Genomic DNA, 26,622 nt, shown 5'->3' with positions numbered 1-26,622 from the left:
TATGTTGTATCCATCTATTGACGAATTGACCGAAAAAGCAGAGAGCAAGTACATCCTGGTGACAGTAGCATCCAAGCGTGCGCGTCAGCTTCGCGAAAACAGCGAAATTCAAGTGGTGAGACCAAAATCCAAAAAGTTTGTAGGTTTGGCACTGGAAGAGTTCATCTCCGACGAGCTCGTTCACGAGTTTTTGGACGGTCGCAAATAAGCAGTCACCTTTAAAAACAACCTCACGAGGTTGTTTTTTTCGGATTTCGGATAGGGGAGAAGGGAGAGAGTGCAGATGCATTCGCTTGCAGGAAAACGAATTGTTCTTGGGGTATCGGGCGGCATCGCTGCTTACAAGGCTGCTGCATTGACCAGCAAGCTGACACAGGCAGGTGCATTGGTGCATGTCATTTTGACAGAGGGTGCCTTACAGTTTATTCAGCCTTTGACGTTTCAAGCCTTGTCTCACCTGCCTGTTTATACGGATACATTTACAGAGCCAGACCCGCATGTGATTAGCCATATTGAACTGGCTGATCGAGCTGATCTCGTATTGATCGCGCCAGCAACGGCAAACGTGATTGGCAAAATGGCGAATGGCATAGCGGATGATATGCTGACGACGACTGTACTGGCTACGAAAGCGCCTGTCATGGTCGCGCCTGCCATGAATGTCAATATGTACAATCACCCTGCAGTTATCGCAAATATGGATAAGCTGACGGCCTATGGTTATCGGTTTGTTGAACCGGGTGTCGGGCTCTTGGCATGTGGATGGATTGGCAAAGGACGTTTGGCGGAGCCAGAGGAAATCGTCGAAGCTGTTCGTCAATGGTTTGCTTCCGATGAGACTAGACAAATGATCCGAGAAAAAGATTTGCAGGACAAGCATGTACTGATCACAGCTGGACCGACCCGTGAAAAAATTGATCCAGTTCGTTACATAACCAATCATGCTTCAGGAAAAATGGGCTACGCTATCGCGGAAGCGGCACGAGACAGAGGGGCGAAGGTCACACTGATCAGTGGGCCTACTTCCTTGGCACGTCCTGATGGAGTGGAATTCATTGCGGTGGAATCGGTACAAGAAATGTTTGATGCCGTCATGGAGCAGTTGCCTCACTGTGACATCGTCGTCAAATCAGCAGCAGTGTCCGATTATCGACCGAAGCATGTATCTGAACATAAGATGAAAAAGGGTGATGGTCCACTCGACCTTGCGCTGGAGAAAGCACCCGATATTTTAAAGACCATTGGTGATCGGAAAACGAAGCAATTCGTCGTGGGCTTTGCAGCAGAAACCCAAAATGTGTTGCAGCATGCCCAGTCCAAGCTGGAGCGAAAAAATCTCGATATGATCGTAGCCAATAACGTATTGCTCGAGGGAGCAGGTATGGGGAGCGATACGAATATCGTCACCTTGCTAACCCGTGGCGGAGAGCAACTGGCATTGGATAAGTTGAGCAAGCGGGCTGTGGCAGACAGGCTGTTTGATGCTGTCCTTGCAGTACAAGAACATAAGCCGCTCCGAGACCTGTCATGATTGCTCAAATTATCGTGGACGTTCCGGTCAATCGGACGAATCGACCTTTTGATTACCATGTTCCGCCTTGGTTGCGTCCACTGATTCGCATTGGCAGCCGTGTGGTTGTCCCATTTGGTCCCCGTCAACTGCAAGGCTATGTCATCGGGATCGTCGAGGACGGCGAAGCCATACCAGATCGTTCGCGACTAAAAGATGTCGTGCAGGTACAAGACGACACTCCTCCTCTTACGCCAGAGCTGCTAAAGATGAGCGAATGGATGTCCAAGCAATACTTGTGTCCGTGGGTAACGGCTGTACAGGCGATGCTTCCGGCTGTGCTCAAAGGGAAGTCGGAGAAGTGGCTGACGGCGACAGACGCATTGGACGAAGAGGCATGCGGGAGATCGGGGCTTCTGTGGGAATTGTTCCGCAAACGGCAACTACCGCTAGCAGAAGTAGAGAAACAATTTGCGGAGGAGTATTTGCTCGTTCCGGGTTGGATACAGAGTGGTCTGCTTGCTACCGAATATCAAGTAAGGGACAAAATTACCCGCAAGCAGCAATCATTTGTCCGGAGTTTATTGGATGAGGGTAAGCTGGAGGAAGCGATAAGTTCGTTGCCAGCGCGGGCGGAGCAGATGCGCCGTGTCCTTCAACTGATGCTCATGCACAAGGAGCAGTCCTTATCTGTACAAATGCTGCGGGATGAATACGGAATAACGCGTTCTCCGCTAAAAAGCCTGGAATCAAAAGGCTGGATCGCGATCGAGCAAGTAGAGGTTTACCGGGACCCGTACGCCAATCGACGTTTCCAGGAAAAGCAAAAGCCTGTCTTTACCTCGGTACAGGAAGCGGCACTGACACCTATCTTGCAATCGATTGATTCGGGGACGTATGCTTCTTACTTACTGCACGGTGTTACCGGAAGCGGGAAGACAGAAGTGTATCTCGAAGCGATCGAACGTACGTTGGAAAAAGGGCGCGAGGCGATCTTTCTCGTTCCGGAAATTTCACTGACTCCGCAAATGGTGGAGCGCTTCAAGGCCCGTTTTGGTGCAGACGTAGCTGTTTTGCACAGTGCGTTGTCACAAGGAGAGCGCTATGACGAGTGGCGCAAGATCATTCGTAAACAGGTCAAAGTAGTGGTAGGTGCACGATCTGCCATCTTTGCTCCGTTTCGGAATGTTGGTTTGATTGTGATTGATGAAGAGCATGAGAGCTCGTATAAGCAAGAAGAGACCCCTCGCTATCATGCACGGGAAGTAGCCCTGTGGCGAGCGAAAGAGAATCAGGGTGTACTCGTCATGGGAAGCGCGACTCCTGCCTTGGAGACGTATGCACTGGCTACCCGAGGCCGCTACGAGCTGTTGCGCATGCCAGAGCGTGTCGGGAACCGTCCGATGCCGCAGGTACATGTCGTGGATATGCGAGAGGAGCTTCAGTCCCAGAATCGTTCGATGTTCAGCCGGAAGCTGCATGAGATGATTGCAGATCGATTGGCAAAAGAAGAGCAGATGGTCATTTTCCTTAACCGAAGAGGCTTCTCTACCTTTGTCATGTGCCGCTCCTGTGGCTATACGATGCGCTGCATTCATTGCGACATCTCGCTTACTTATCACAAAACGAATCATACGGCGCGTTGCCATTACTGTGGATATACCATCGCACAGCCTAAGCATTGTCCGGAGTGTCAGAGTGAGCATATACGCTTTTTTGGTACCGGAACACAAAAGGTGGAAGCGGAGCTGGCCAAACTTTTCCCTGGAATCCGGGTCATCCGAATGGACGTGGATACGACCTCGCGTAAAGGCTCTCACGAAGAGCTGCTAAACAAATTCCGCGCGGGTCAAGGCGACGTTCTACTCGGTACCCAGATGATTGCCAAGGGCCTTGATTTTCCACGAGTGACGCTAGCGGGAATCATTGCAGCGGATACTTCCTTGCATCTGCCTGACTTCCGTGCAGCGGAAAAGACATTTCAGCTCTTGACGCAGGTAGGTGGACGGGCAGGACGGCATGAACTGGACGGAGAAGTCTTGATTCAGACGTATACGCCAGAACACTACAGCATTGTCCATGCGACCAAGCATGATTATCCCGCATTTTATCAGGATGAAATGTTGCAGCGCAGACGAACAGGCTACCCGCCGTATTTCCGGCTCGTATTAATTACGTTCAGCCACGAGGATGTACCTGTTGTTATCCGCGGTGCGCATACAATGGCTGACTATTTACGGCAGCGTTTGGCACAGACAACGGTCCTCTTGGGCCCAGTTGCTTCGCCCATTGCGAGGGTGAAGGATAGATTTCGTTTTCAGATCATGCTAAAATATCGTGATGAACCGCAACTGTCGGACTTGCTCGCTCAGGCGACGGCTGCGTTTGAAGAATGGAACAAACAGCAGAAAGTATTGATGACGATTGACGTCGATCCTTACGTACTGCTTTAGGGAGGATATGAAACACATGGCGATTCGCACAATTGTAAAACATCCAGATCCGATTTTGCGTGAAAAGGCAATGGTCGTAACCAAATTTAATTCCAACTTGCACAAGCTGCTTGATGATATGGCAGATACGATGTACGATGCAGACGGTGTAGGTTTGGCTGCTCCACAAGTGGGCATCTCCAAGCGTGTCATCGTAATGGATTGCGGTGATGGACTGATTGAAATGATCAATCCAGAAATCGTTGAGCATGAAGGAGAGCAATACGATTATCCAGAAGGCTGCCTGAGCATTCCTGGCCTGCAAGGAGACGTTCGTCGTCACAAGTGGATCAAGCTGCGCGGTCATGATCGTAACGGGAATGTGGTTGAGCTCGAGGCAGACGACCTGTTGTCCCGTTGCGCTCAACACGAGATCGATCATTTGAACGGTGTCCTCTTTATTGATGTGGCTGACAAGGTGTACAAAGTAAACCCGAACCAGGAAGGGGAATAACCATTTGAAAGATGCTCGCATCCTGTTTATGGGAACGCCTGACTTTGCTGTATCGAGTCTTACGGCTGTACTCGAAGCAGGCTACAACGTGGTTGGAGTGGTAACAAAATCCGATCGTCCCGTTGGACGCAAGCAAGTATTGACGCCGCCCCCCGTGAAGGAGGCGGCTTTGCGTCATGGACTTTTGGTATTGCAACCGGAGAAAATCAAGGCAGAAGAAGCCTTGGATGAAGTGTTAGCGCTCGAGCCTGATCTGATCATCACCGCGGCGTATGGACAGATCTTGCCGAAGAAATTGCTCGATGCACCGAAATATGGCTGCATCAATGTGCACGCTTCTCTTTTGCCGAAATATCGTGGGGGTGCCCCGATTCATAAATCAATTGTCGAGGGAGAAGCGGAAACAGGCGTGACTATCATGTATATGGTGGAAGCTCTCGATGCAGGGGATATGCTGTCCAAGGTAGTCGTTCCGATTGAGGAGCGCGATACCGTGGGGACCATGTTTGACAAATTGGCTGCGGCAGGCTCTGAACTGTTGCTGGCTACCGTTCCACGCCTGTTGGCTGGTGAGCTCGTAGCAGAGCAACAGGATCATTCGGCAGCGACTTTTGCCCCGAATATTAAGCGTACTGACGAAAAAATTGACTGGAGCCGTTCTGCGGAACAGATTTACAACCAAGTCCGCGGCTTGAATCCGTGGCCGGTCGCATTTACTACATGTGAAGGCAAGATTTGGAAGTTGTGGTGGGTAGAAAAAATGCTTGCGTCGGGCGAAGGCAAAGAGCCGGGAACGATCATCGCCCGTGAGGAAGACGGTATCGTGGTCGCTTGCGGTAGCGGTGCAGTGAAAATAACCGAATTGCAGCCAGAAGGCAAAAAACGTATGAGTGCACTCGACTTTTTGCGTGGAGCGGGCAGCAACATTGAAATCGGCACAAAGGTAGGAGAATAGTCCGTGGCAAAAAAGGGAGCTCGCGATATCGCCCTCGATGTTTTGAACAGGGTAGAAGAACATAAGTCCTACAGTAATCTTGAGCTGCGCAATGTCTTAGATCGTGAAAATCTCAGTGCAGCAGATGCAGGGCTGGTGACGGAGCTTGTGTACGGTACCATTCAGCGCAAGATGACGCTGGATCATGTCCTGTCCCATTTTGTCGGGAATAAAAAGGTACAGACCTGGGTTCGTAATTTGTTGCGTCTCAGCTTATATCAAATTCACTTTTTGGACCGTATTCCTGAGCGCGCTGCCGTACACCAGGCGGTTGAAATCGCCAAGAAACGCGGTCACCAAGGGATTGCTTCGATGGTCAACGGTGTTTTGCGCAATGTATTGCGCCAGCCTGATGTGTGGGAGCGTCAGCCAAAAGGCGACCGTGCTTTGCAAATCGCCGTAGCCTATTCTCATCCAGAATGGCTTGTACGTCAGTGGCTTACTGTCTATGGAGAAGAGACGACGATTGCGATTTGCGAAGCAAACAACAGAACGCCGCATAGCTCTATCCGGGTCAATGCATGGAAAACGACGAAGGATCAAGTGCTGGACAAGCTGGCGGAAGAAGGGCTGGAAGGCCAAAGATCGTCTGTCAGTCCTCATGCTATTTTGATGGAAGGCGGACATGCAGCAGGTTCTCGCTTGTTCAAGGAAGGCTACTTCACGATCCAGGATGAGAGCTCCATGCTCGTAGCACCAGCTCTTGCTGCCCAACCAGGCATGCGTGTACTGGATGCTTGCGCGGCTCCTGGTGGAAAAACAACGCACATAGCAGAAATGATGGAAAACAGCGGGCAAATCATTGCAAGTGATGTGCATCCGCACAAACGCGATCTGATTGCGAGTGCAGCGAAAAGACTCGGGATTACAATCATCGAGCCAATCGTTAGTGATGCGCTGGACCTACCTGAAAAAGCGCTGGGAACTTTCGATCGAATCCTGCTGGATGCGCCGTGTACCGGATTTGGCGTGATTCGTCGCAAGCCAGATCTGAAATGGAACAAAACGCCTGAAGATGTCCGTGCGATTGCTCAGCTACAGTACGAACTGCTCAAGACGTTGGCACCGATGCTTGCTCAGGGTGGTGTCATGGTTTACAGCACATGTACGATCGAGCCAGCAGAAAACCAGGAGATTGTTCGCCGCTTTGTCGAAGAACACCCTGATTTCGTATTCGATGATACACTGGCACAAGACCTGCCTGAGGTTGTCAGAGGGCATGTCGATGAAACCGGAGCCTGCGTACAAATTTTGCCTCACCATTTCGAGAGTGATGGATTCTTTATCGCACGATTGAAACGAAGAGGATAAGGGAACGGACGTACAAACAAGGGGTGGCGCACCAACAGGTGGAAAATGCCACTCCTTTGCCTTTGTTTGCGAGTGCTCAGATTGGTTTACACTAGGAAAAGCGATGCATTTATGAATCTGGATGTCAAAACCGTTTGAAGCGAGACGCCCCACGAGGTACAATGATAGAATGGATTTAGGCAAGCAATGATTTTGAGGATGTGGAGATAGAATGCCGTTAACGACATTTACTGGCGCAAAGCCGCTTATTTACAGTTTGACGCAAGACGAAATGAAGGAATGGCTGGTTAGTGCCGGCGACAAAGCATTTCGTGCGCAACAAATTTTTGACTGGCTATATGTAAAGCGTGTCACTTCTTTTGAAGAGATGAGCAATTTGTCCAAGGAGCTGCGCGAAAAGCTGGCTGATACATTCCGCATAGGTCCGCTCAAGGAAATCACGCATCAAGAATCGCAGGATGGAACGATCAAGTTTTTGTTCCAGCTTGTCGATGGACATGCGATTGAGACGGTGATTATGCGTCATAACTACGGAAACAGCATTTGTGTTACGACACAGGTGGGCTGCCGTATCGGATGTACGTTTTGTGCATCTACATTAGGTGGACTAAAGCGTAACCTGGATGCAGGTGAAATCGTCTCTCAAGTATTGACGGCACAACGCAGATTGGATGCGGAAGGTGAGCGTGTCAGTCACGTTGTCGTCATGGGGATCGGGGAGCCTTTCGAGAACTTCGAGAGCTTGATGGCGTTCTTGTCTGTAATCAACGATAACCGTGGACTGAATATCGGTGCTCGTCACATTACAGTTTCCACCAGTGGAATTGTGCCGAAGATTTACGAGTTTGCTGAACAAGGCGGACAAGTGAACCTAGCGATTTCCCTGCACGCTCCAAACACGGAGTTGAGAAGCCAGCTGATGCCGATCAACCGCGGCTTCCCGCTTGCTACGCTGATGGAAGCATGCCACCATTACATTAACAAGACAGGGCGTCGTATCAGTTTTGAGTATGGTCTGTTCGGCGGGAAAAATGATCAGCCTGAGCATGCAGAGGAGCTGGCCGAACTCATTGGCGACATGCTTTGCCACGTGAATCTGATCCCGGTGAACTACGTACCAGAGCGTGATTATGTGCGCACGCCACGCAATGAGATTTTTCAGTTCAAACGCATTTTAGAGGAAAAAGGAATCAATGTGACCATCAGACGCGAGCAAGGCAGTGACATTGCTGCTGCATGCGGACAATTGAGGGCACAACACGCTAAAGAAACCGTGGGGTGATGCCATGGAAATCGCGATGAAATCCCATGTTGGCCGCGTTCGTCAGGTTAACGAGGACTATTATGCCTGTGTGACCGATTTAAACGGACGCGTGCTCGCCATTGTAGCAGATGGTATGGGTGGCCATCAGGCTGGTGATATCGCCAGTCGCCTTGCTGTTGAGCGAATAGTAAAAGAACTGCGTCACCTAGAAGGGGACCTCGAAGCAGAGGATGTGCGTGAGCAATTGATGAACGCCATCCTGCTTGCGAATAAAGAAGTCTATGAATATGCGATTGAACATCCGGAGTGCAGTGGCATGGGTACAACCGTGGTTGCTGCTTTGTTCGACCAATCCTCCGTGATTACTGCGCATATTGGCGACAGCCGTCTGTATTTTTACAACCAAGACGGTCTGGTCATGAAGACAGAAGACCATTCCCTTGTAAATGAGCTGTTGAAAAGTGGACAGATTACAGCCGAGGAGGCGTCTGTCCACCCTCATCGCAACGTCATTATGCGTTCGGTCGGGACTGAACCGGATGTGCTCATTGATCTTGGGCAGTTTGAATGGTCAGAGGGTGATATCGTCTTGATTTGCTCAGATGGACTGAGCAACAAGGTCAGTCATCCTTCCTTAGAAGAAAATTTGCAGAAACAGATATCGTTACAAGCGAAGGTGGACGGTTTGGTGCAAGAAGCACTGGATGCTGGTGGGGAAGACAACATAACGCTGGTTGCCGTACGAAATACGCTTGATGCCGGTCAGGAAGAGGGGTGAGAGAGATGGAAGGTCAACGACTGGGAGGACGATACCAAATAGAGTCCCGCGTCGGTGGGGGCGGTATGGCCATTGTATACAAGGCCAAAGATTTAATATTGAATCGTCCAGTGGCAGTTAAAGTGCTGCGTTCACAGTTTGGTACGGACGAAGATTTCGTCAATCGTTTCCGACGTGAAGCGCAGGCGGTGGCGAGCTTATCTCACCCCAATGTGGTTGGGGTGTATGATGTCGGTCAGGAAGGCGATACCTATTACATGGTGATGGAGTACATAGAAGGCTACACGTTGAAAGAGGTCATCATTCAACGTGGTGCGCTGCCGGTAGAAGAGGCAGTGCGGATCGCCGAGCAAATTTGCGATGCACTCGATCATGCGCATCAAAACCAGATCATTCATCGAGATATCAAGCCGCATAACATTATGATTGGAAAAAATGGTCGGGTGAAGGTTACGGACTTCGGGATTGCGAGAGCCGTTACTTCAGCAACGATTACGCATACGAATGCGATGCTTGGCTCTGTCCATTATTTTTCGCCAGAGCAGGCGCGCGGCGGGATTACCGGGGAAAAATCCGATATTTACTCGCTGGGGATCGTCTTGTACGAAATGGTGACGGGTGAACTGCCGTTTTCCGGTGATTCGCCTATATCAGTGGCGCTCAAGCATTTGCAGGAGCCGCTTCCAGAGCCGCGCCAAGTCAATCCGGCTATCCCGCAGAGTGTAGAAAATGTCATTTTGAAGGCGCTGGTAAAGGATCCATTTCTCAGATACGCGTCCGCGAGTGAAATGCTAGAAGATTTGGAGACCTGCCTGTTCCCAGAGCGATTAAACGAAGAAAAGCTGACGTTCCCGGTGGATGAAGAGATGACGCGTGTGGTGCCTATCATCACACCTGACATGCTCGAAGGCCATACCAATGGCAAAACCGGAGGAGCGGGGCGTAGCCGCTATGAGCAGCGTACGGAAGAAGAGGATGCCAAACCAGCCAAGAAACAATGGTGGGTCAAAGCTCTGTTGTGGGTAGGCGGTATCGGTCTGTTTTTCGTACTGGCATTCTTCGGATTTAACTTACTGTTGAATCTGTTCCCGTCCGTTCCAGAGGCACAGGTACCTCATGTGGAAGGGATCGAAGTAACGCTCGCTGAGAAGAAGATTCAGGATGCCAAACTGGTTGCCCGTATCGTGGAAGAAGCCAATGATACGATAGAAAAGGGAATGGTGATACGCCAAGACCCTGCACCTCCCATGCGGTTAAAGGAAAATTCCGTTGTAACCTTGTATGTAAGCAAAGGACAACAAGAGATTAACATGCCAAATCTGGTTACGCTACCGCGAGCAACCGCAGAAGAAGCATTGAAAAGCAATGGTTTTAAACTGGAGAATGTCACTTTCGTAGAGGAAGAGGACGACAAGGCTGAGGTAGGGACGGTTATCAAGCAGTCTCCAGCCGCAAATGAAAAAGTGTTCCCTACTAAAACGAATGTGACGGTCACGATCAGTAAAGGAAAAGCCTTCGTGAAAATGCCGGATGTGCGGAATATATCAGTAGAAGCTGCACAAGTAGAATTGTACAAGAGAGGACTGACTGTTGGGAAAATCACCGAAGTGCCTACTTATACGACGGACAAACGAGGTATTGTTCTCAGCACTCACCCTTACGATCCGGGAATGGATGTGCAAAAGGATGTAGCGGTTCCGCTTGAGGTCAGCAATGGCCAATATCCGCAGGACGCCAAGCTGGCAAACGTTCCGGTTTATGTAGAGGTTGTGCCTGGTGAAACACTGGAAGTGAAGATTGAAGTGACAGATGCTCGTGGAGAGGCAAAAGCTCCGCTCACGGAAACGATCACCGAAAGTAAAGAGTACGATGTACCAATTGTCTTGGCGCCACAGAAGGACTCGGTAGTCAAGGTCTTTGTGAAACGATCGACTGATCAAGGCTTCAATGAATACCAGACAATTCCAGTTTCGTATAACAGCTTGCCATAGTGTAGTGGAGGGACATGAATGCCAGAAGGACGGATTGTGAAAGCGCTCAGCGGTTTCTATTATGTAGCCGACGAAGGGCGAATCTACAGTTGCCGTGCACGAGGGCTCTTCAAGAAAAAAGATGCAAAAGTAAATCCACTGGTTGGGGATTGGGTCGTCTACGATGCGATCAATGAGGAAGAAGGCTATATCATGGAGGTGGGCGAACGGACGAATGAGTTGGTTCGTCCGCCCGTTTCCAATGTGGATCAGGCGGTACTCGTCTTTTCGATGTACAAGCCGATGTTCAGTCCGTTGCTGTTGGACAAGTTCCTGACGCACACGGAGCGTGCAGGGATTGATTCTGTGATTGTGCTATCCAAAGCCGATCAAGTGTCGGAAGAAGAGGTAACCGAAATCGTGGAGAAGTATGAAGCGATCGGGTATCGCGTGATTCCGACCTCAACAGCGGATGAACGCGGTGTGGAGGACGTGCTTGAGGTTTTGCGGGACCGTATTTCGGTTTTTGCAGGTCAGTCAGGTGTAGGCAAATCCTCCCTGATCAACATGCTGTTTCCGGGTGTCAGCCTGCAGACAGGGGATGTCAGCCAAAAGCTCGGACGCGGAAAGCATACAACGCGTCATGTCGAGCTGATTCCACTTGCGGGCGGCGGCTATGTGGCAGACACACCGGGCTTCAGTTCACTGGAATTTATCGATTTCTCTGAGCTAGATCTGGCGGAATCCTTCCGGGACTTTGCCGATCGCAGCTCGGAATGCAAGTTCCGTGGCTGTCTTCACGTAAGCGAGCCAGCTTGTGCCGTGCAGGCCGCATTGGAGGCTGGTGAGATCAGTAAACAGCGCTACGAACACTACAAACAATTCCGCGAAGAGCTAAAAGAATACCAACGGAGGAACAAACCATGGTAAAAATCGCACCTTCTATCCTATCTGCTGATTTTGCCCGTCTGGGTGAAGAAATTCTCGATGTCGAGAAGGGAGGAGCGGACTGGATTCACGTGGATGTAATGGATGGACACTTCGTTCCAAACATTACGATCGGCCCTCTGATTGTGGAGGCGATTCGCCCAGTGACCAAGCTGCCTCTCGATGTGCACTTGATGATTGAGGAACCAGATCGCTACATTCCGCAATTCGCGAAAAGTGGAGCAGACTGGATTACTGTTCATCAGGAAGCATGCCGTCATTTGCATCGCACGCTGCACTTGATCAAGGAGCAAGGTGTAAAAGCAGGAGTGGTATTGAACCCGGCTACACCGATTTCCACGATCGAGCCAGTCCTTGCTGATTTGGATATGGTTCTCCTCATGACGGTGAACCCTGGTTTTGGTGGACAAAAATTCATTCACAGCGTTGTACCAAAGGTTGCCCAGTTGCGTCAAATGCTGAACGAGCGTGGCTTGGGGCATGTGGAAATCGAAATCGATGGTGGTGTCAATGCACAAACAGCGCGTTTGTGCGAGGAAGCAGGAGCGACTGTCCTCGTTGCAGGCAGCGCGGTATTCAATCAGGCAGATCGCGGTCAAGCGATCGCTGCGATTCGTGGACAGTAAGAATAACATGTAGCTGTAAGCTGACGACGATAGGCAATCGGCGTCAGCTTTTTTTTGTTTTCTCTTGTTTATGTGGTTTGTAATCATCTGAATATTGTAACTAATTACATGATAAATCAATTAATAATAAAAATAAAAGTATAATTATAGTTCATACTACAAATAGAATAAAATCGAATTGTTCTTACTACTATAAGGATTATAGGTGATAACTGGTAAAGGTTAATTAACAAAAATAAAATATTTTGGAAAATATTGCTTTTTAATAAATATAATGATTAAATCAAATTATCCAGATAGTGGTAAAAATTTCCTATCTGAGAGATACTGGCCAGTATCAAGAAGTGTTTCTTGCCCTCTAAAAAAATCAGGAGTTGATCATGTATGAAATCGTTATGGAAAAACAGTGTAGCGGTTCTAAGCATTCTCTCCATTCTGCCATTTTCACAAACTGCCGTGCATGCTGAACAAAAGCATTCGGGGCCGATCTCTACTTCTCAAGTAGACGTGCAAACGAAAAAATTGTCTATTGAAAAAGAAGGTAGATTGTCAGCGGCTGAACGAGCATTCGTAGGAAAAGTAAAATCGAAAAAGGGTGTACATCGTCAAGGCGACCTGTATGTGGTCTCCCGTGGTGAAATGCCTACCTCTGGTTATAGCTTGAAGGTTGTTGGAACTCAGCAAGGATGGGAAATGCTCACGGTTTATGTAGAGCTGACCAATCCTACTCCAGAAGATATTACAATGCCAGCGGTGCACACCCCTTATATCATTGTGCGGGCAAGCCTGCCGCCATACACAACAATGGTGTTTATGGATGCAACGACAGATAAGGTATTGTTCCGATAAACTGCTTGATAGATAGAAATGGAAAAAGGCCGGATATAATCATCCGGCCTTTTTTAGTCGAGACATGCTGTTTTGGGTGCCAATCTTATAAAAATGCCCCCTTAGATTTCATCGGGAAACCGGGTGGTTTTTCCAATGACGATTCTAAGGGCTCGTCGCAGAGTTGCTATTCTATTTCGGATGAGTGGAAAATTAAGGCTGATTCGATGTTACATACGTACCGGAGATCAAATCATGGATCGAGCGTTTATCCTGACGAACACCAACCATGATGGCGCTGACGATTATACCAAGACCGAGTGTAATGACATACACGATTCCTCCGACGAGGTTGCGTAACAGCATGGTTCCGATTCCTACAGGCTCTCCATCGATTCGGGCGATGCGAATCCCGGCAATTCGTTTGCCCACCGTATAGCCATGCCAAAATACAGGCACGAGGAGGCTGTACAGCGAGGAGATGAGATTGGTAACAATATTGTCTTCTGTACTGCCTGTAATGATATAGGTGATCAGTAGTAGCGGTAGTCCGATAATGATTGCATCTAGCAGTCCGGCACCGAGCCGGCGCCAAAATCCTACGGGATTGCTTGGCGATGTGGTGATTGATTCCATGTTTTCCCTCTCCTTGTTATTCGAATAGGAATATATATGACTGCCCATTCGAAAATAGTGCAGATAAGGCTCCGTCGTTAACGAGACGGAGCCTTAATTTTCCATAAGATTATACACCTGTAAATTTATTATGACAAGGTTAAAAACATCCGAAGAATTACGGCAATCCTGCCAGGAATGGCATCAATGACGATATGCTCGTGGGAGGCGTGGGCTCCATCACCAACAGGTCCCAAACCGTCAAGCGTTGGTGTGCCTGCATCAGCGGCGAAGTTTCCATCGCTTGTTCCGCCAACACCTTGCTCCGTCAATTCAAAACCTTCCAGACGCGCTTGTTCCTGCGCATGCAAGAACAGTTGCTCTGTACCGGCAGTTCGTTCCATAGGAGGCTTGGTGATTCCGCCTTCCACGAACAGCTTGGCTTCCGGATGGACAGGGGTCAGTTCACTCATCAATCGGGTAATACGCTCGCTTTCCTCGCGGCTTTGGATACGTACATCAATTTCTGTCATGGCAAAGTCAGGTACGACGTTCGATGCACTTCCACCTGTAATGGTACCGACAGACAAGGTAGTGCCCGCCTCATAATTCGTAAACGATTGAATATCGAGGACGTGGTGTGCCAGTTCAGCGATCGCATTGATCCCCTTGGCGTGATCATTGCCTGCATGTGCAGCACGGCCTGTGACTTTTAAAAGGAAGTCTCCGCCGCCTTTGCGGCTTGTTTTCAAAGAGCCATCTCCAGCGGCAGGCTCCAGTACCAATGCATATTTACTTCTTTTTGCTTCCTCTCTAATAAGCATTTCGGAGGAAACACTGCCAATCTCTTCGTCGGTGTTCCAAAAAAAGACGAGCTTATTTTTGGGCAAAAGATTGTGTTTCATCATGGCGCGCAGGGCAAAATAGCTAAAAACGATCCCCGCTTTCATGTCGTATGTACCAGGTCCATAGAGTCGGCCATTTTCCTCGCGACAAGGCTCAACGGCTAATGTACCAATTTCTTTTACGGTATCGAAGTGACCGAGAATGAGGATTTGTTCGTCGCCATCTCCATACTCCATTCGCAGCTGATTTCCGTATTGCTCTTGTGGCAAGCTCTCTACCCGACACCCCAATTGGCGAAAGCGCTCTGCAATCAGGCTGCCTAATTGATCGACAGCTTGCTTGTTATGGGTGGGTGTTTCCATCTCTACATATGTACGCAGTTCCTCGATAATTTCTGGGAGCTGCTGCCGAAAATAGGACGTCCAATTTTTCTCCATGTCAGCCTCCTGTAATTCCTTTTACTAGCACTATAAAGCCTTGTTTGCTTTTCTGCCACTAAAATAAAGATTTGCGCATAAAATTCTGTATATTCCGCATTTAAAATGTAAGTAAAAAATGATTGAAATTGTTTAGATTATGAGTAAAATAATCATTGTGATGCATAAATATAAGTTTTCATGCAAATTAATGCTACGAATAGACTGCTTTATGCGTAAAAATCATAACAACGGGGGTTCATCATGAAGAAAACAAAATCATTTATTTCTCTGGCACTTACTTCAATGCTTGCGGCAGTCGTGATCGCTGGATGCGGTACAGGCAATCAAACAGCAACAGGACAAGCACCTGCGCCTTCTGCTGGCGACAAGAAAACATTGGTCATGGCTACTTCGGCTGACTATAAGCCGTATGAATATCACGATCTGAGCAGCGGAAAAGATGAAATTGTAGGCTTTGACATCGATATCGCGAAATACATTGCAAAAGAGCTTGGCTACGAACTGCAAATCAATGACATGAACTTTGACGGGCTTATTCCGGCACTGCAAACGAATCGCGCGGACTTCGTTATGGCTGGCATGACAGCAACGCCTGAGCGTGAGAAGAACGCTGATTTCTCCACCATCTATTACGATGCGAAAAATACCATCGTAGCAAAGAAAGACAGCAATTTGACCAAGCCTGAGCAATTGGCTGGCAAAAAAGTAGCGGTACAGCTCGGTTCTATTCAGGAAGGGGCAGCAAAGGAGATTGCAAAGACTGTTTCTGGATTGCAGATCACTTCACTGAACAAGCTGCCTGAGATTGTTGAAGAAGTAAAAGCGGGCCGCGTAGATGCTGCCATTATCGAGGACACGGTAGCGAAAGGCTTCGTGGAAAACAATGACTCTCTGCAATTCACCACATTGGAAGAAAATGAACAGAATGGCTCCGCTGTTGCGTTCCCAAAAGGCTCGCCGCACGTAGAGAAATTTAATGAAGTCATTAAAAAGATGCAAGACAACGGAGAAATGGACAAGCTGATTCAAAAATGGTTCGGTCAATAATCTCTCCAGGCAACGAAGAATAACTGTATAAGCAGCAAGAGGGGATAATGGGCATGAATTTGGATTTTGCACAAATCGTGCCCTATATTCCTTTCATATTGGAAGGGATAAAGGGCACGCTACTTGTTACTTTGATTTCGGTTGTATTGGGATTTTTCTGGGGCTCCATCCTCGCACTTATTAAAATTTCGAATGTGAAAGTGCTAAACTGGCTCGCGGTTGTTTATACTTCTGTTTTCCGCGGGACACCTTTGATTTTGCAGCTTACCTTTGTTTATTTTGCAACGCCACAGCTTACTGGCTACAACATTTCGCAACTGGAAGCAGCAGTGCTAACATTTACACTAAACTCAGGTGCATACATTTCTGAGACGATTCGCGGTGGAATATTGGCGGTGGATAAAGGGCAGTGGGAAGCGGCCAAAGCGCTTGGTGTACCTTATCACCGGATGATGCTAGATATTATTTTGCCGCAGGCTGTCAAAAATATCTTGCCTGCACTCGTCAATGAAACGATTGCGCTCTTGAAGGAATCTGCACTCGTTTCCACGATTGGTCTTGCAGACATCATGCAGAACGCGAATGTGGTCAAAGGCACCATCTTCCGCTATTTTGAGCCATACATGATCGCCGGTATCCTGTACTATGTCATGGTTATGATCCTGACTTGGGTAGCTCGCGTACTGGAACGGAGGATGAGACTCAGTGATTAAGATCGATAACATTACGAAGTCATTTGGACAACTGAATGTATTGAAGGGCATCACGACGAATATCGGTAAAGGGGAGGTTGTCGCCATCATCGGTCCATCTGGATCGGGGAAGTCAACACTACTGCGTTGCATCAACCTGATGGAGACACCAACGACGGGTACAATTACGATCAACGGGCAGGAAATCACGGCTCCAAAAGCTGACGTGATGGGTATTCGTCAGCAAATCGGGATGGTTTTCCAACATTTTCACCTGTTTCCGCATATGACGGTATTGAAAAACTTGACCTATGCTCCGATGAAAGTAAAAGGCATGTCTGCGGCTGAGGCGGAAAAAAAGGCGAGAGAGCTATTGGCGCGTGTAGGGCTGGCGGACAAAGCGGATGTCTTTCCATCACGCTTGTCAGGCGGTCAGAAGCAGCGTGTAGCCATTGCCCGTTCGCTTGTGATGGAGCCACAAATCATGCTGTTTGACGAGCCGACCTCTGCCCTTGACCCAGAGATGGTCAAGGAGGTTTTGGAGGTTATGAAAGGGCTGGCTGATAGCGGAATGACCATGGCAATCGTTACGCATGAAATGCGCTTTGCCGAAGAGGTGTCAGATCGTATTTTGTTCCTCGATGATGGTCGTCTCTTGGAGGATACGCCACCAGAAGAGTTTTTCCAAAAGCCAAGAAGTGAACGCGCCCAGCAGTTTTTGGAGAAGGTTCGGTAATACAACTAGCCGCAGTGCCGATGAGGCAGCGGCTTTTTTCTTTGACACGCGCATAGACTTGGGCTAGAATCAGAAACATTATCAGTGTAAAAAATTTTTTGTTTATTCTATTTTGAGGAGTGACTATTTTGGATCGTCAACGGTTGGTCATTTTGTTGGAAATGGCGATGATGGCGGCTCTTGCAATTGTGTTTAGTCAGATCAAGGTTTTCGAAATGCCACAGGGCGGCTCTGTATCTTTGGTGATGGTGCCAATCGCATTGATCGCTGTTCGCCGTGGACTTGCTGCTGGTGTCATTACAGGGCTTGTTGTCGGATTTCTTCAATTGCTCTTGGGCAGCACAGTTGTCCATCCAGTTCAGCTGTTGCTGGATTATCCGCTTGCTTTTGGAGCGCTGGGTCTCGCTGGGTTTGTTCGCCTGTCTGGCTACGAAGGAACGAAGCAACGAATCATGGTACTGTGGAGCGGCTTGTTCATTGGCGTGATTGGACGATTTGTCTGCCATTTTCTATCGGGTATTATTTGGTTTGGCAGCTACGCGCCAGAAGGTGTACCAGTCTGGCAATATTCCCTCATTTATAACATCACGTATCTGCTGCCAGAAATGATTATCGCGGGAGTCGTCTTGACAGTTGTGCTTAGCAGCGCATCGCAGCTGCTGTTCCCCGCACGCGATCGAGTCGCATAAGAAACAGGAAAAATCGGTATCAAGTACAAACTATCCACATAATGTAATCAGGCAGCGAGTTCCGTTGCCTGATTTTTTACTTCTTAGACATATACTTTTTTCAGGTGGCAGGATACATGTTTATCCGACAGCAGAATATGATGTAATATGCACGTTTTTGAGAACACCTAAAGGAGGTGCTTACGCGAAATGGGATTGCGCTCCTATCGCCTGCGACAGGGGGGCGCCTTGCGACGTGTTCTCGGGGTTGCGTTGGCTGTCGGGGGAATCACCATTTTCCTGTATTGGGCACCTCCGTGGGTTTGGTATAGCCTATTGGCATTAGCACTCATAGGGGCCGGCGTGTATTTGTATCGTGTGTAGTAATTTCGGTGAGGAGGGGTAGCATGCGGTTTTACACCATCAAGTTGCCGAAGTTCCTGGGTGGCATGATTCGGGGCATCATCGAGGCGTTCAACAAGAAAAAATGAACTTTCGGCCCCGAGCCTCCTTAGGGAGAAGAGTGGAGAAACGGGAGAAATGCAAAAAAGCACCTCGAGGGTGCTTTTTTTCGCATAGCTGAGATCAACTATACGCGAGTTACGAGACCGGATTTCAGTGCTCGAGTACTTACATAAACGCGCTTCGGTTTTCCATTTACGAGAATGCGCACTTTTTGTACGTTGACACCCCAAGTGCGGCGAGTTGCGCGCATGGAGTGGGAGCGAGCGTTTCCAGCTTTAGCAGATTTACCTGTTACAAAGCAACGACGTGCCATTACAATCCACCTCCCTTGTTACATATAAACGGGATTTCCTTTGTGGGAAATACAAATACTCGACTATATTAGCACAACATTGCTGTCAATTGCAATACTTGACAACATGATTTACCTAGTCTTTCTCGTAGGGCTGATAGGATCGACAAAACGCTTCATTTCTCTTTTGTGTTAGTGTAGAATTGTAAGGAAGCATGGTTACGCTTACCTATGACGGTCAAGCTGTTTAACAGAGGAGGAGTCCTTGCATGACAGTGGAAATGAATACATCGCTAGGAAAGATCGATGTTACAGAAGACGTGATCGCACGGATCGCTGGCGGCGCGGCCATGGAAGTTTTTGGACTTGTGGGCATGGCTTCTCGCAAAGCGTTGAAAGATGGAATCGCTGAACTGTTAGGAAGAGACAACCTGAGCAAAGGTGTCGTCGTTCATAACACAAATGGCGAAGTAGTATTGGACATGCACATTATCGTCAGCTATGGCGTAAAAATTTCTGAGGTGGCAGGCAACGTTCAACGCCGTGTTCGATATACCTTGGAGCAAACAGTAGGCATTGATGTGACTGCTGTTAATATTTTTGTGCAGGGAGTTCGTACAGACAGGGATATGTAAGGAGGAACATCAGTTGGTACATACGCGTCTAGATGGCGTGCTGTTTAGCCGGATGGTTTACCTGGGGGCGAACCTTTTATCCGACAACGTCAGAGTAGTGGATGGATTAAACGTCTTTCCTGTGCCGGATGGCGATACGGGGACAAACATGAATTTGACTTTCTCTTCCGGTGTGGAGGAGCTGACTCGAAAAGAATCCCCCCGAATTACTGAATCGGCAACTGCTTTGGCAAAAGGTCTGTTAATGGGCGCGCGCGGTAACTCCGGCGTGATTTTGTCCCAGTTATTCCGCGGCTTCAGCAAATCAGTCAATGGAAAAGATGAGGTTAACGCCCGTCAGTTTGCCGATGCCTTGAAAGCTGGTGTTGACTCTGCGTATCAGGCAGTGATGAAGCCGGTAGAAGGCACGATTTTGACTGTTGCCCGTGAAGCGGCGGAGATGGCTGTGCGTGCAGCGCGCACGTCAGATGATATTATCTCTGTCATGGAAAAAACATACGAGCAGGCGCAATCTACGCTGTTGCGTACGCCGGAAATGCTACCTGTTCTAAAAGAAGTGGGCGTAGTCGACTCTGGTGGACAAGGTCTCTTGTTTATTTATGAAGGGTTTTTGCGAGCATTGCGCGGGGAAGAGCTATCCGCCGATCGTGAGCGTTCGGTACTTAGAATCGGTCAGGAAGAGCTGGACAAGCTCATTTCTGAGCAGCATAATGCACAAATCCACATGAAAACAGAAGACATCACGTACGGGTACTGTACGGAGTTTATGGTTCATGTCGCGCATAGCACCGAGCCGAACAAAAAGTCGTTCTCAGAAGCGCTGTTCCGCAACCATCTGGATACGATGGGCGATTCACTACTGGTCGTCTCTGATGATGAAGTCGTCAAGGTACATATTCATGCAGAGCATCCGGGCAGCGTATTGCAATACGCTCAGCAATTCGGCAGCCTGCATCGACTGAAGATAGAAAACATGCGCGAGCAGCATGCGAACATTCTAAAAGCGGAAGAGAACAAAGGACAGGCGAAGCCAGAAACAGTTGCTAAACCTGCTACAGAGTTGCTTCCATACGGATTGATCGCGGTAGCTGCTGGTGAGGGAATCGCTACAATTTTGCGCAGTATGGGTGTGCATGTGGTAGTAGAGGGCGGTCAAACGATGAACCCGAGCACAGAGGACTTCATGAAGGCTATCGCAGGACTGAATGCCCAGCACATCATCATCCTGCCAAACAACAGCAATATCATCATGGCAGCACAGCAGGCATCCGAGCTTGCTGAAGTTCCTGTATCTGTCATACCGACGAAGAGCATTCCGCAGGGATTAGCAGCACTGGTCAGCTTCCGTACAGATGTTGAATCGGAAACGAACGTGCAAGCGATGACCAAGGCAATTGCCCAGGTGAAAACAGGTATGGTGACGCACGCGGTTCGCGACACGCAAATGGGTGAGGTACAAATCAAAGAAGGCGATTTTATCGGCATGGCTGAGAAAGAAATCGTCACAGCAGGCCCCGACTTGCTAGCTTGCGCAACGACGCTGCTCTTGGGAATGGTGGATGAAGACTCCGAAATCATTACGATATTCTTAGGAGAAGATGCGACAGAAGATCAGGCTCATGCTTTAGAAAAAGCTTTGTCTGATGCGTACGCGGATGTGGAAGTAGAGATCCAGGCAGGCGGTCAACCGTTGTATCCATTCATTTTTTCTGTCGAGTAAAAGCCAACCTTTTGAACACGAATGAATAGGGAGAGGAGCGATCGAGAATGCCAATTGTGATTCTTACCGACAGCGCGTCTGATATCGATGCGTCTGTGAGGCAGTCATTGGGGATCGTGGCCGTCCCGTTGAAAATCATGTTTGGGGCGGAAACGTATGTGGACGCAGTCACTATCTCGTCTTCGGAGTTTTTCGATAAGCTGAAGCAATCGAGCGTGATGCCGACGACCTCGCAGCCGTCTCCGCTTGAATTTGCCGAAGCATACAAAGCGATCTATGAGAACTATGGCAAGGACGTGCAAATCATTGCCATACTCTTATCGGGTTCCTTATCGGGTACGTATCAATCAGCGATGATCGCCAAGTCGATGTTGGATGAAAATATAGACATTACGGTGATCGATTCTCGCAAAGCTTCGTTTGTTCATGGAATGATCTGCGTGGAGGCTGCCAAAGCCGCACAAGCAGGCAACAACAAAGAGCAAATTCTGGATCAGATTGATCGTTATTTGGATGAGGTGCAGGTATACTTTATTGTGGATACACTGGAGTTCCTGCAAAAAGGCGGTCGGATTGGCAGAGCATCTGCTGTCATCGGTTCGCTCTTGAATATCAAGCCGATTTTGACACTGGATACTGCTGGGTACGTGTCTGCTTTTGACAAGGTACGAGGGACGAAGAAAGCTCTGAATCGCGTATTTGAAGCTTTGCAAGAGTATGCGAAAGGCGAGCCTGTGAAAATCGCTGTGCTGCACAGCAGTGTTCCAGATCAAGCGGCTGAGCTCTTGGAGCGACTCAAGCAAGAGTTTTCGGTAACGGACTCTTGGTTGGAACAGATTGGTCCCGTGATCGGTACGCATACAGGTCCAGGTCTACTTGGGATCGTCATGGTAAAAGATAAGTAAGGCATATATGATATGGAGAGGAGCTTCCCTGAGGTAGGGGGCTTCTTTTTTATACGTGAAAAACAAGGGGGAGGTTCTGGTGAATAAGGATGATTTCCTTATCGAGTTGGAGGATATTGTGTATGACTCTCTATTTATTGGCGGTCATAAAGATGATTTGAATAAAGAAATTTCTGCTAATATGTGGTCTATTTCTTTAAGTAAGCAGTTAGCTAGTCAATTCACAGTTTCTGATTTTATGAACTTTTTCCATAAAGTAATAGAGAATAGAAAACAGCAAATTTTAAAATCAAATAGTGATCATGGAATGCTGTTATATGTTTGGTTCGATTGGCAGGCTTCGCGACTAAAATTTAATCTTATCTCTCAGGTTCATGAAAGACTCCCCTTTAGCGGAAAGATTGAAATCATTGATCAGCTTGAACTAATCATTAACGAGTTTCTTCATTTTTCGTATCATGATGGATTTGCAGATTTCGATCGAGAACTAGATCCCGTAAAGGTATTCCTAATTTCACTTCCAAAGAAATAATTTCAGAGGGAGTTTTTTCATATAGCCTGATTTGACCGCATGTTGTCAACATAAATCGGTTATGATTGCTTTACGTACAGTTTCCTCTGTAGCGCTTTCAAAGGCTGTAGGATACAATGAAAGTGAATCTTGCCCCACCCCTTGTGATTCAGGAGGAGAACCGGTTGAAGTACAAAAGCGTATTTGATATTATCGGTCCAATCATGGTTGGGCCATCTAGCTCCCATACGGCGGGTGCAGCCCGTATCGGTCGTGTGGCTCGCAAGCTGTTTGGCAGAATGCCTTTGCGAGCAGAAATTGTTTTTTACGGCTCATTTGCAAAAACGTATCAAGGACATGGTTCTGATGTGGCGACCGTTGCAGGAATTCTTGACTTTGACACGTCGGATTTGCGTCTGAAAAATTCGTTGGTGATTGCAGAAAAAGCTGGCATGGAAGTGGAGTTGACCACTTCTGACGTTTTGACAGAGCACCCGAACACCGCGCGGATCAAGCTGTCTGATGATGAGCAACAGATTGAAATCGTTGGTGTTTCCATTGGTGGCGGAAAGATCGAAGTGTTGGAAGTGAACGGGTTTTCCTTTCAGTTGGGCTTCGATACACCGACGCTCTTGGTCTTGCATGAGGATCGCTTTGGGATGATTGCGGCTGTGGCAAAGGTGCTGACCCAGCACAACATTAATGTGGGGCTCATGGAAGTGTCTCGACACACACGCGGTTCGCGTGCTTTGATGGCAATCGAAACGGATTCGACGATCTCCCCGGAAGTCCTAGAGGAAATCCGTCAAATCCCCCATATCTTTGACGTATCCCTGCTCGCATTGAACTAAGCAAAAGGACGAGCAGGATTAGAGGAGTGAACAACCAGATGTTTCGTAATGTGGCTGAACTAGTTGAGTTGGCCGAATCCCAGGGGAAGAAGATCTCCGAGGTGATGATTGAAGCAGAAATGGAAGTTTCCCAGCGTAGTCGGGATGCCATTATGCAAGATATGTACGCCAACCTCGATGTGATGGAAAAAGCAGTGCGTCGCGGGCTTACTGAAGATATTCGCTCGCATAGCGGGTTGACGGGCGGCGATGCGAAGAAGCTGCAAACATATATGGAGACCAAGACGTTTTTGTCTGGACCCACACTTTTGAATGCCGTTTCGATGTCTGTGGCGGTTAACGAAGTAAATGCTGCAATGGGTACGATTGTCGCAACACCGACAGCAGGAGCATGCGGCATTGTACCAGGGACGTTGTTTGCCGTATCTGACAAGCTGCAGCCGACCCGTGAGGATATGGTCAATTATTTGTTCACAGCAGGCGCTATCGGGTATTGCATTGCCAATAACGCATTCATTTCGGGTGCTGCAGGTGGTTGCCAGGCAGAGGTGGGCTCTGCAACGGCTATGGCTGCTGCGGCGATTGTAGAAATGGCTGGCGGTACGCCTGAGGAATCTGCCCAAGCAGTGGCGATCGCATTGAAAAATATGCTCGGTCTGGTCTGTGACCCCGTAGCCGGACTGGTTGAAGTACCATGTGTCAAACGAAATGCGATGGGAGCAGCGATTGCCACGGTAGCCGCAGATATGGCAATGGCAGGCATCAAGAGCGTAATCCCGACAGATGAAGTCATCGATGCCATGTACCGAATCGGTTGCGCCATGCCGACTACTCTGAAGGAAACGGCACAGGGTGGTCTTGCTGCCACGCAAACGGGCCGCATGATCGAAGCCAAAGTGTTCGGCGTACGGATGGAGAAGTAAGATGGCTGGTGGATATCAATCGCCCGTCTCCCTTTTGCACGGGGTAGGGGAAGAGCGGGCGAAGGCATTTGCAGGACTGGGAATCAACAGCATTGGTGATTTGCTGGAGTATTTCCCGTCTCGCTATGAAGATTACCGTGTGCGCGATTTGACAGAAGTAAAAGACGGAGAGAGGGTCACGCTGGCAGGTACGGTGTACGGCGAACCCTCTGTTCGTTTTTATGGAAAAAGAAAATCACGACTTTCGGTCAAGGTTGTCATGGATCGTGTCGTGGTGACGGCTGTCTGGTTCAATCAGACGTTTGTCAAAAGCAGGCTGTCGCCCGGCAAGGAAATACTCGTCACAGGAAAATGGGACAAGCACAAGCTACAAATCACTGTGAGCGAAATGACAGAAGTAGACTCCGAACGTGCGACAAAACGAGGCGAGCTCGCCCCTGTCTATCCACTTGGTGGCGATGTGACGCATACACTGCTGCGCAAAACCATTCAACTGGCGTTGCGTCAATACGGCAAGGAGATTCCTGAGATCCTACCTGCGGATATTGTGGAGCGCTACCGACTGATGCCGCGGATGCATGCCTTTCATTCGATTCATTTTCCGGAAAATGCGGAAGATGGTCGTCAAGCGCGGCGACGGATTATGTTCGAGGAGCTTTTCTTATTCCAGCTGAAGATGCAAACACTGCGCAAGATTAATCGACAGCAAACGGAAGGCGTTGCTTTGACGATTCCGATGGAAGAGGTACGGGAATTTGTCAAAGGTCTACCGTTCCCGCTGACGGATGCGCAGAAAAGAGTGGTAAAAGAAATATTGGACGACATGCGGGCACCTCATGCGATGAATCGGCTGCTGCAAGGGGACGTAGGCTCGGGAAAAACGGTCGTAGCTGCTATCGCGCTGATTGCTGCGGTGAAAGCAGGTTATCAGGGAGCGCTGATGGTACCGACGGAGATTCTCGCCGAGCAGCATGTGCAGTCGTTGACGAAGCTTTTGTCCGATTATGGCATTCAGGTCGCGCTCTTGTCTGGCTCGCTGACGGCGAAACGTAGACGTGAAGTCATCGGCTCTCTGCAAATGGGGTTAATCGATGTCGTGGTTGGTACCCATGCGCTCATTCAAGAGGATGTCTTTTTCTCCCGTCTAGGTCTCGTGATTACGGACGAGCAGCACCGATTCGGCGTGGAGCAACGGCGAATTTTACGGAATAAAGGCTTGTCACCTGATGTCTTGTTTATGACTGCAACACCAATTCCGAGAACACTAGCAATTACGGCATTTGGCGACATGGACGTCTCGACGATTGATCAAATGCCTGCGGGGCGCAAACCGATTGAGACGACATGGAAAAAGCACGATCAGTTTCCGGCTGTGTTGGAGCAAATGCGGGATGAACTGCGCAAAGGACGACAAGCGTATGTGATTTGTCCGCTCATTGAGGAGTCGGAAAAGCTCGATGTGCAAAATGCGATTGATGTACATGCTCAGCTCACACACATTTTCCCAGAATTCGGCGTAGGTCTGATGCATGGGCGACTGCCAGCGAAGGAAAAGGATGCAGTCATGCAAGCCTTTCTGGCGGCAGAGCATGCTGTCCTGGTCAGTACAACGGTCGTAGAGGTCGGTGTGAATGTGCCGAATGCCACCTATATGGTCATTTATGATGCGGAGCGGTTTGGTCTTGCTCAGCTTCACCAGTTGCGTGGGCGGGTAGGACGTGGCTCTGAACAGTCGTATTGTGTGTTGATCGCCGATCCGAAATCCGAGATTGGAAAAGAGCGGATGCGTGTCATGTGCGAGACGACGGATGGATTTGAGCTATCGCAGCGCGATTTAGAATTGCGCGGACCGGGTGATTTTTTCGGGACAAAGCAGAGCGGCTTGCCGGAGTTTAAAGTCGCTGATTTATTAAGTGATTACAAAGCGCTGGAGGTAGCTAGACAGGAGACTGTCAAGCTGGTAGCAGAGGACTCTTTCTGGCGCGACGAAAAGTATCATTGGCTGCGTGACTATTTAAAGAATGAGGGCGTGCTGGACGGTGTCGTCTTCGATTAGGAAAGGAAGCCTTCCCACTTCAAGTGAAGTGCACCCCTTAGAATA

28 protein-coding genes are annotated in these 26,622 nt (G+C 48.7%); 25 read left to right on the top strand and 3 right to left on the bottom strand.

The features are described from left to right. Nucleotide 1 precedes the first annotated feature (1 nt). From rpoZ to C7R92_RS18170, 12 genes are all read left to right on the top strand, one after another. On the top strand, nt 2-208 hold the full coding sequence (gene rpoZ, locus C7R92_RS18225; protein ID WP_016742004.1) for a DNA-directed RNA polymerase subunit omega: 207 nt from the start codon (nt 2-4) through the stop codon (nt 206-208). A 75-nt stretch (nt 209-283) separates the two neighbouring features. Next, a complete protein-coding gene (gene coaBC / locus C7R92_RS18220) occupies nt 284-1,531 on the top strand; it encodes a bifunctional phosphopantothenoylcysteine decarboxylase/phosphopantothenate--cysteine ligase CoaBC (protein ID WP_106835223.1) in 1,248 nt (415 codons plus the stop codon). Further along, entirely contained in the window at nt 1,528-3,963 is a 2,436-nt protein-coding gene (gene priA, locus C7R92_RS18215) for a primosomal protein N' (protein ID WP_106835222.1), read from the top strand. Before coaBC ends, priA begins: the two co-directional genes overlap by 4 nt. Nucleotides 3,964-3,979: 16 nt before the next feature. Next, a complete protein-coding gene (gene def / locus C7R92_RS18210; RefSeq protein ID WP_007728382.1) occupies nt 3,980-4,456 on the top strand; it encodes a peptide deformylase in 477 nt (158 codons plus the stop codon). A gap of 4 nt (nt 4,457-4,460) precedes the next feature. Further along, on the top strand, nt 4,461-5,411 hold the full coding sequence (gene fmt / locus C7R92_RS18205; protein WP_017249464.1) for a methionyl-tRNA formyltransferase: 951 nt from the start codon (nt 4,461-4,463) through the stop codon (nt 5,409-5,411). A gap of 3 nt (nt 5,412-5,414) precedes the next feature. Continuing rightward, complete coding sequence (gene rsmB, locus C7R92_RS18200) at nt 5,415-6,761, top strand: 16S rRNA (cytosine(967)-C(5))-methyltransferase RsmB (RefSeq protein ID WP_106835221.1); 1,347 nt, start codon at nt 5,415-5,417, stop codon at nt 6,759-6,761. Nucleotides 6,762-6,972: 211 nt separating this feature from the next. Next, nucleotides 6,973-8,043 (top strand): dual-specificity RNA methyltransferase RlmN, encoded by a 1,071-nt coding sequence (gene rlmN, locus C7R92_RS18195; protein ID WP_069849481.1) that lies wholly within the window; start codon nt 6,973-6,975, stop codon nt 8,041-8,043. A 4-nt stretch (nt 8,044-8,047) separates the two neighbouring features. Next, nucleotides 8,048-8,803 carry a Stp1/IreP family PP2C-type Ser/Thr phosphatase gene (locus C7R92_RS18190; RefSeq protein WP_069849479.1) on the top strand — a complete coding sequence of 252 codons (756 nt, stop codon included), beginning with the start codon at nt 8,048-8,050 and terminating at the stop codon, nt 8,801-8,803. A gap of 5 nt (nt 8,804-8,808) precedes the next feature. After that, a complete protein-coding gene (gene pknB / locus C7R92_RS18185) occupies nt 8,809-10,794 on the top strand; it encodes a Stk1 family PASTA domain-containing Ser/Thr kinase (RefSeq protein ID WP_106835220.1) in 1,986 nt (661 codons plus the stop codon). A gap of 18 nt (nt 10,795-10,812) precedes the next feature. Further along, nucleotides 10,813-11,703, top strand: coding sequence for a ribosome small subunit-dependent GTPase A (rsgA, locus tag C7R92_RS18180; protein ID WP_069849475.1), 891 nt, complete (start codon nt 10,813-10,815; stop codon nt 11,701-11,703). Then, nucleotides 11,697-12,347, top strand: coding sequence for a ribulose-phosphate 3-epimerase (gene rpe, locus C7R92_RS18175; RefSeq protein ID WP_106653322.1), 651 nt, complete (start codon nt 11,697-11,699; stop codon nt 12,345-12,347). Before rsgA ends, rpe begins: the two co-directional genes overlap by 7 nt. 384 nt (nt 12,348-12,731) lie before the next feature. Further along, entirely contained in the window at nt 12,732-13,196 is a 465-nt protein-coding gene (locus tag C7R92_RS18170) for a protease complex subunit PrcB family protein (RefSeq protein WP_106835219.1), read from the top strand. Nucleotides 13,197-13,388: 192 nt separating this feature from the next. Here the strand turns inward: C7R92_RS18170 and C7R92_RS18165 are convergent, their stop codons facing one another. Both C7R92_RS18165 and C7R92_RS18160 read right to left on the bottom strand, forming a co-directional pair. Then, the gene (locus C7R92_RS18165) at nt 13,389-13,811 is read right to left on the bottom strand and encodes an RDD family protein (protein ID WP_106835218.1); all 423 of its coding nucleotides are present in this window, start codon (nt 13,809-13,811) and stop codon (nt 13,389-13,391) included. A gap of 128 nt (nt 13,812-13,939) precedes the next feature. After that, nucleotides 13,940-15,073: a M20 family metallopeptidase gene (locus tag C7R92_RS18160; protein ID WP_106835217.1), complete on the bottom strand. Its 1,134-nt coding sequence runs from the start codon at nt 15,071-15,073 to the stop codon at nt 13,940-13,942. Nucleotides 15,074-15,316: 243 nt separating this feature from the next. On the opposite strand from C7R92_RS18160, the gene C7R92_RS18155 reads away from it, so the two are divergent. From C7R92_RS18155 to spoVM, 6 genes are all read left to right on the top strand, one after another. Beyond that, a complete protein-coding gene (locus tag C7R92_RS18155; RefSeq protein ID WP_069849466.1) occupies nt 15,317-16,123 on the top strand; it encodes a transporter substrate-binding domain-containing protein in 807 nt (268 codons plus the stop codon). A gap of 53 nt (nt 16,124-16,176) precedes the next feature. Continuing rightward, nucleotides 16,177-16,836, top strand: coding sequence for an amino acid ABC transporter permease (locus tag C7R92_RS18150; RefSeq protein WP_069849708.1), 660 nt, complete (start codon nt 16,177-16,179; stop codon nt 16,834-16,836). Beyond that, nucleotides 16,829-17,551, top strand: coding sequence for an amino acid ABC transporter ATP-binding protein (locus C7R92_RS18145; RefSeq protein ID WP_069849464.1), 723 nt, complete (start codon nt 16,829-16,831; stop codon nt 17,549-17,551). The genes C7R92_RS18150 and C7R92_RS18145 overlap by 8 nt, the downstream gene beginning before the upstream one ends. Before the next feature lie 128 nt (nt 17,552-17,679). Beyond that, a complete protein-coding gene (gene thiT, locus C7R92_RS18140) occupies nt 17,680-18,240 on the top strand; it encodes an energy-coupled thiamine transporter ThiT (protein ID WP_017249451.1) in 561 nt (186 codons plus the stop codon). Nucleotides 18,241-18,429: 189 nt separating this feature from the next. After that, a complete protein-coding gene (locus C7R92_RS32370) occupies nt 18,430-18,603 on the top strand; it encodes a hypothetical protein (protein WP_007728365.1) in 174 nt (57 codons plus the stop codon). Nucleotides 18,604-18,626: 23 nt separating this feature from the next. After that, nucleotides 18,627-18,710 carry a stage V sporulation protein SpoVM gene (gene spoVM, locus C7R92_RS18135; protein ID WP_005831022.1) on the top strand — a complete coding sequence of 28 codons (84 nt, stop codon included), beginning with the start codon at nt 18,627-18,629 and terminating at the stop codon, nt 18,708-18,710. 98 nt (nt 18,711-18,808) lie between these two features. On the opposite strand, the gene rpmB is transcribed toward spoVM, so the two are convergent. Next, nucleotides 18,809-18,997, bottom strand: a complete 189-nt coding sequence (gene rpmB / locus C7R92_RS18130) for a 50S ribosomal protein L28 (protein WP_005831020.1) — start codon at nt 18,995-18,997, stop codon at nt 18,809-18,811. A gap of 248 nt (nt 18,998-19,245) precedes the next feature. Here rpmB and C7R92_RS18125 point away from each other — a divergent pair, with 248 nt between their 5' ends. The 7 genes from C7R92_RS18125 (at nt 19,246) to recG (ending at nt 26,577) form a co-directional block, all read left to right on the top strand. Further along, nucleotides 19,246-19,611 (top strand): Asp23/Gls24 family envelope stress response protein, encoded by a 366-nt coding sequence (locus tag C7R92_RS18125; RefSeq protein WP_007728362.1) that lies wholly within the window; start codon nt 19,246-19,248, stop codon nt 19,609-19,611. Nucleotides 19,612-19,624: 13 nt separating this feature from the next. Beyond that, nucleotides 19,625-21,331 carry a DAK2 domain-containing protein gene (locus C7R92_RS18120; RefSeq protein WP_106835216.1) on the top strand — a complete coding sequence of 569 codons (1,707 nt, stop codon included), beginning with the start codon at nt 19,625-19,627 and terminating at the stop codon, nt 21,329-21,331. A 47-nt stretch (nt 21,332-21,378) separates the two neighbouring features. Next, a complete protein-coding gene (locus tag C7R92_RS18115; RefSeq protein WP_069849460.1) occupies nt 21,379-22,236 on the top strand; it encodes a DegV family protein in 858 nt (285 codons plus the stop codon). 79 nt (nt 22,237-22,315) lie between these two features. After that, nucleotides 22,316-22,768, top strand: coding sequence for a hypothetical protein (locus tag C7R92_RS18110; RefSeq protein ID WP_244195773.1), 453 nt, complete (start codon nt 22,316-22,318; stop codon nt 22,766-22,768). Between the two features lie 164 nt (nt 22,769-22,932). Next, nucleotides 22,933-23,598 (top strand): L-serine ammonia-lyase, iron-sulfur-dependent subunit beta, encoded by a 666-nt coding sequence (gene sdaAB / locus C7R92_RS18105; RefSeq protein ID WP_017249447.1) that lies wholly within the window; start codon nt 22,933-22,935, stop codon nt 23,596-23,598. Nucleotides 23,599-23,636: 38 nt separating this feature from the next. Continuing rightward, complete coding sequence (gene sdaAA, locus C7R92_RS18100; RefSeq protein WP_106835214.1) at nt 23,637-24,521, top strand: L-serine ammonia-lyase, iron-sulfur-dependent, subunit alpha; 885 nt, start codon at nt 23,637-23,639, stop codon at nt 24,519-24,521. A gap of 1 nt (nt 24,522) precedes the next feature. Beyond that, nucleotides 24,523-26,577: an ATP-dependent DNA helicase RecG gene (gene recG / locus C7R92_RS18095; RefSeq protein WP_017249445.1), complete on the top strand. Its 2,055-nt coding sequence runs from the start codon at nt 24,523-24,525 to the stop codon at nt 26,575-26,577. Nucleotides 26,578-26,622: the final 45 nt, after the last annotated feature.

Origin of the sequence: Brevibacillus porteri, from assembly GCF_003013475.1 — a bacterium.
Lineage (GTDB): Bacteria > Bacillota > Bacilli > Brevibacillales > Brevibacillaceae > Brevibacillus > Brevibacillus porteri.
Note: the sequence above shows the minus strand (reverse complement) of the source record. Positions and strands in the feature narration are given on the sequence as shown.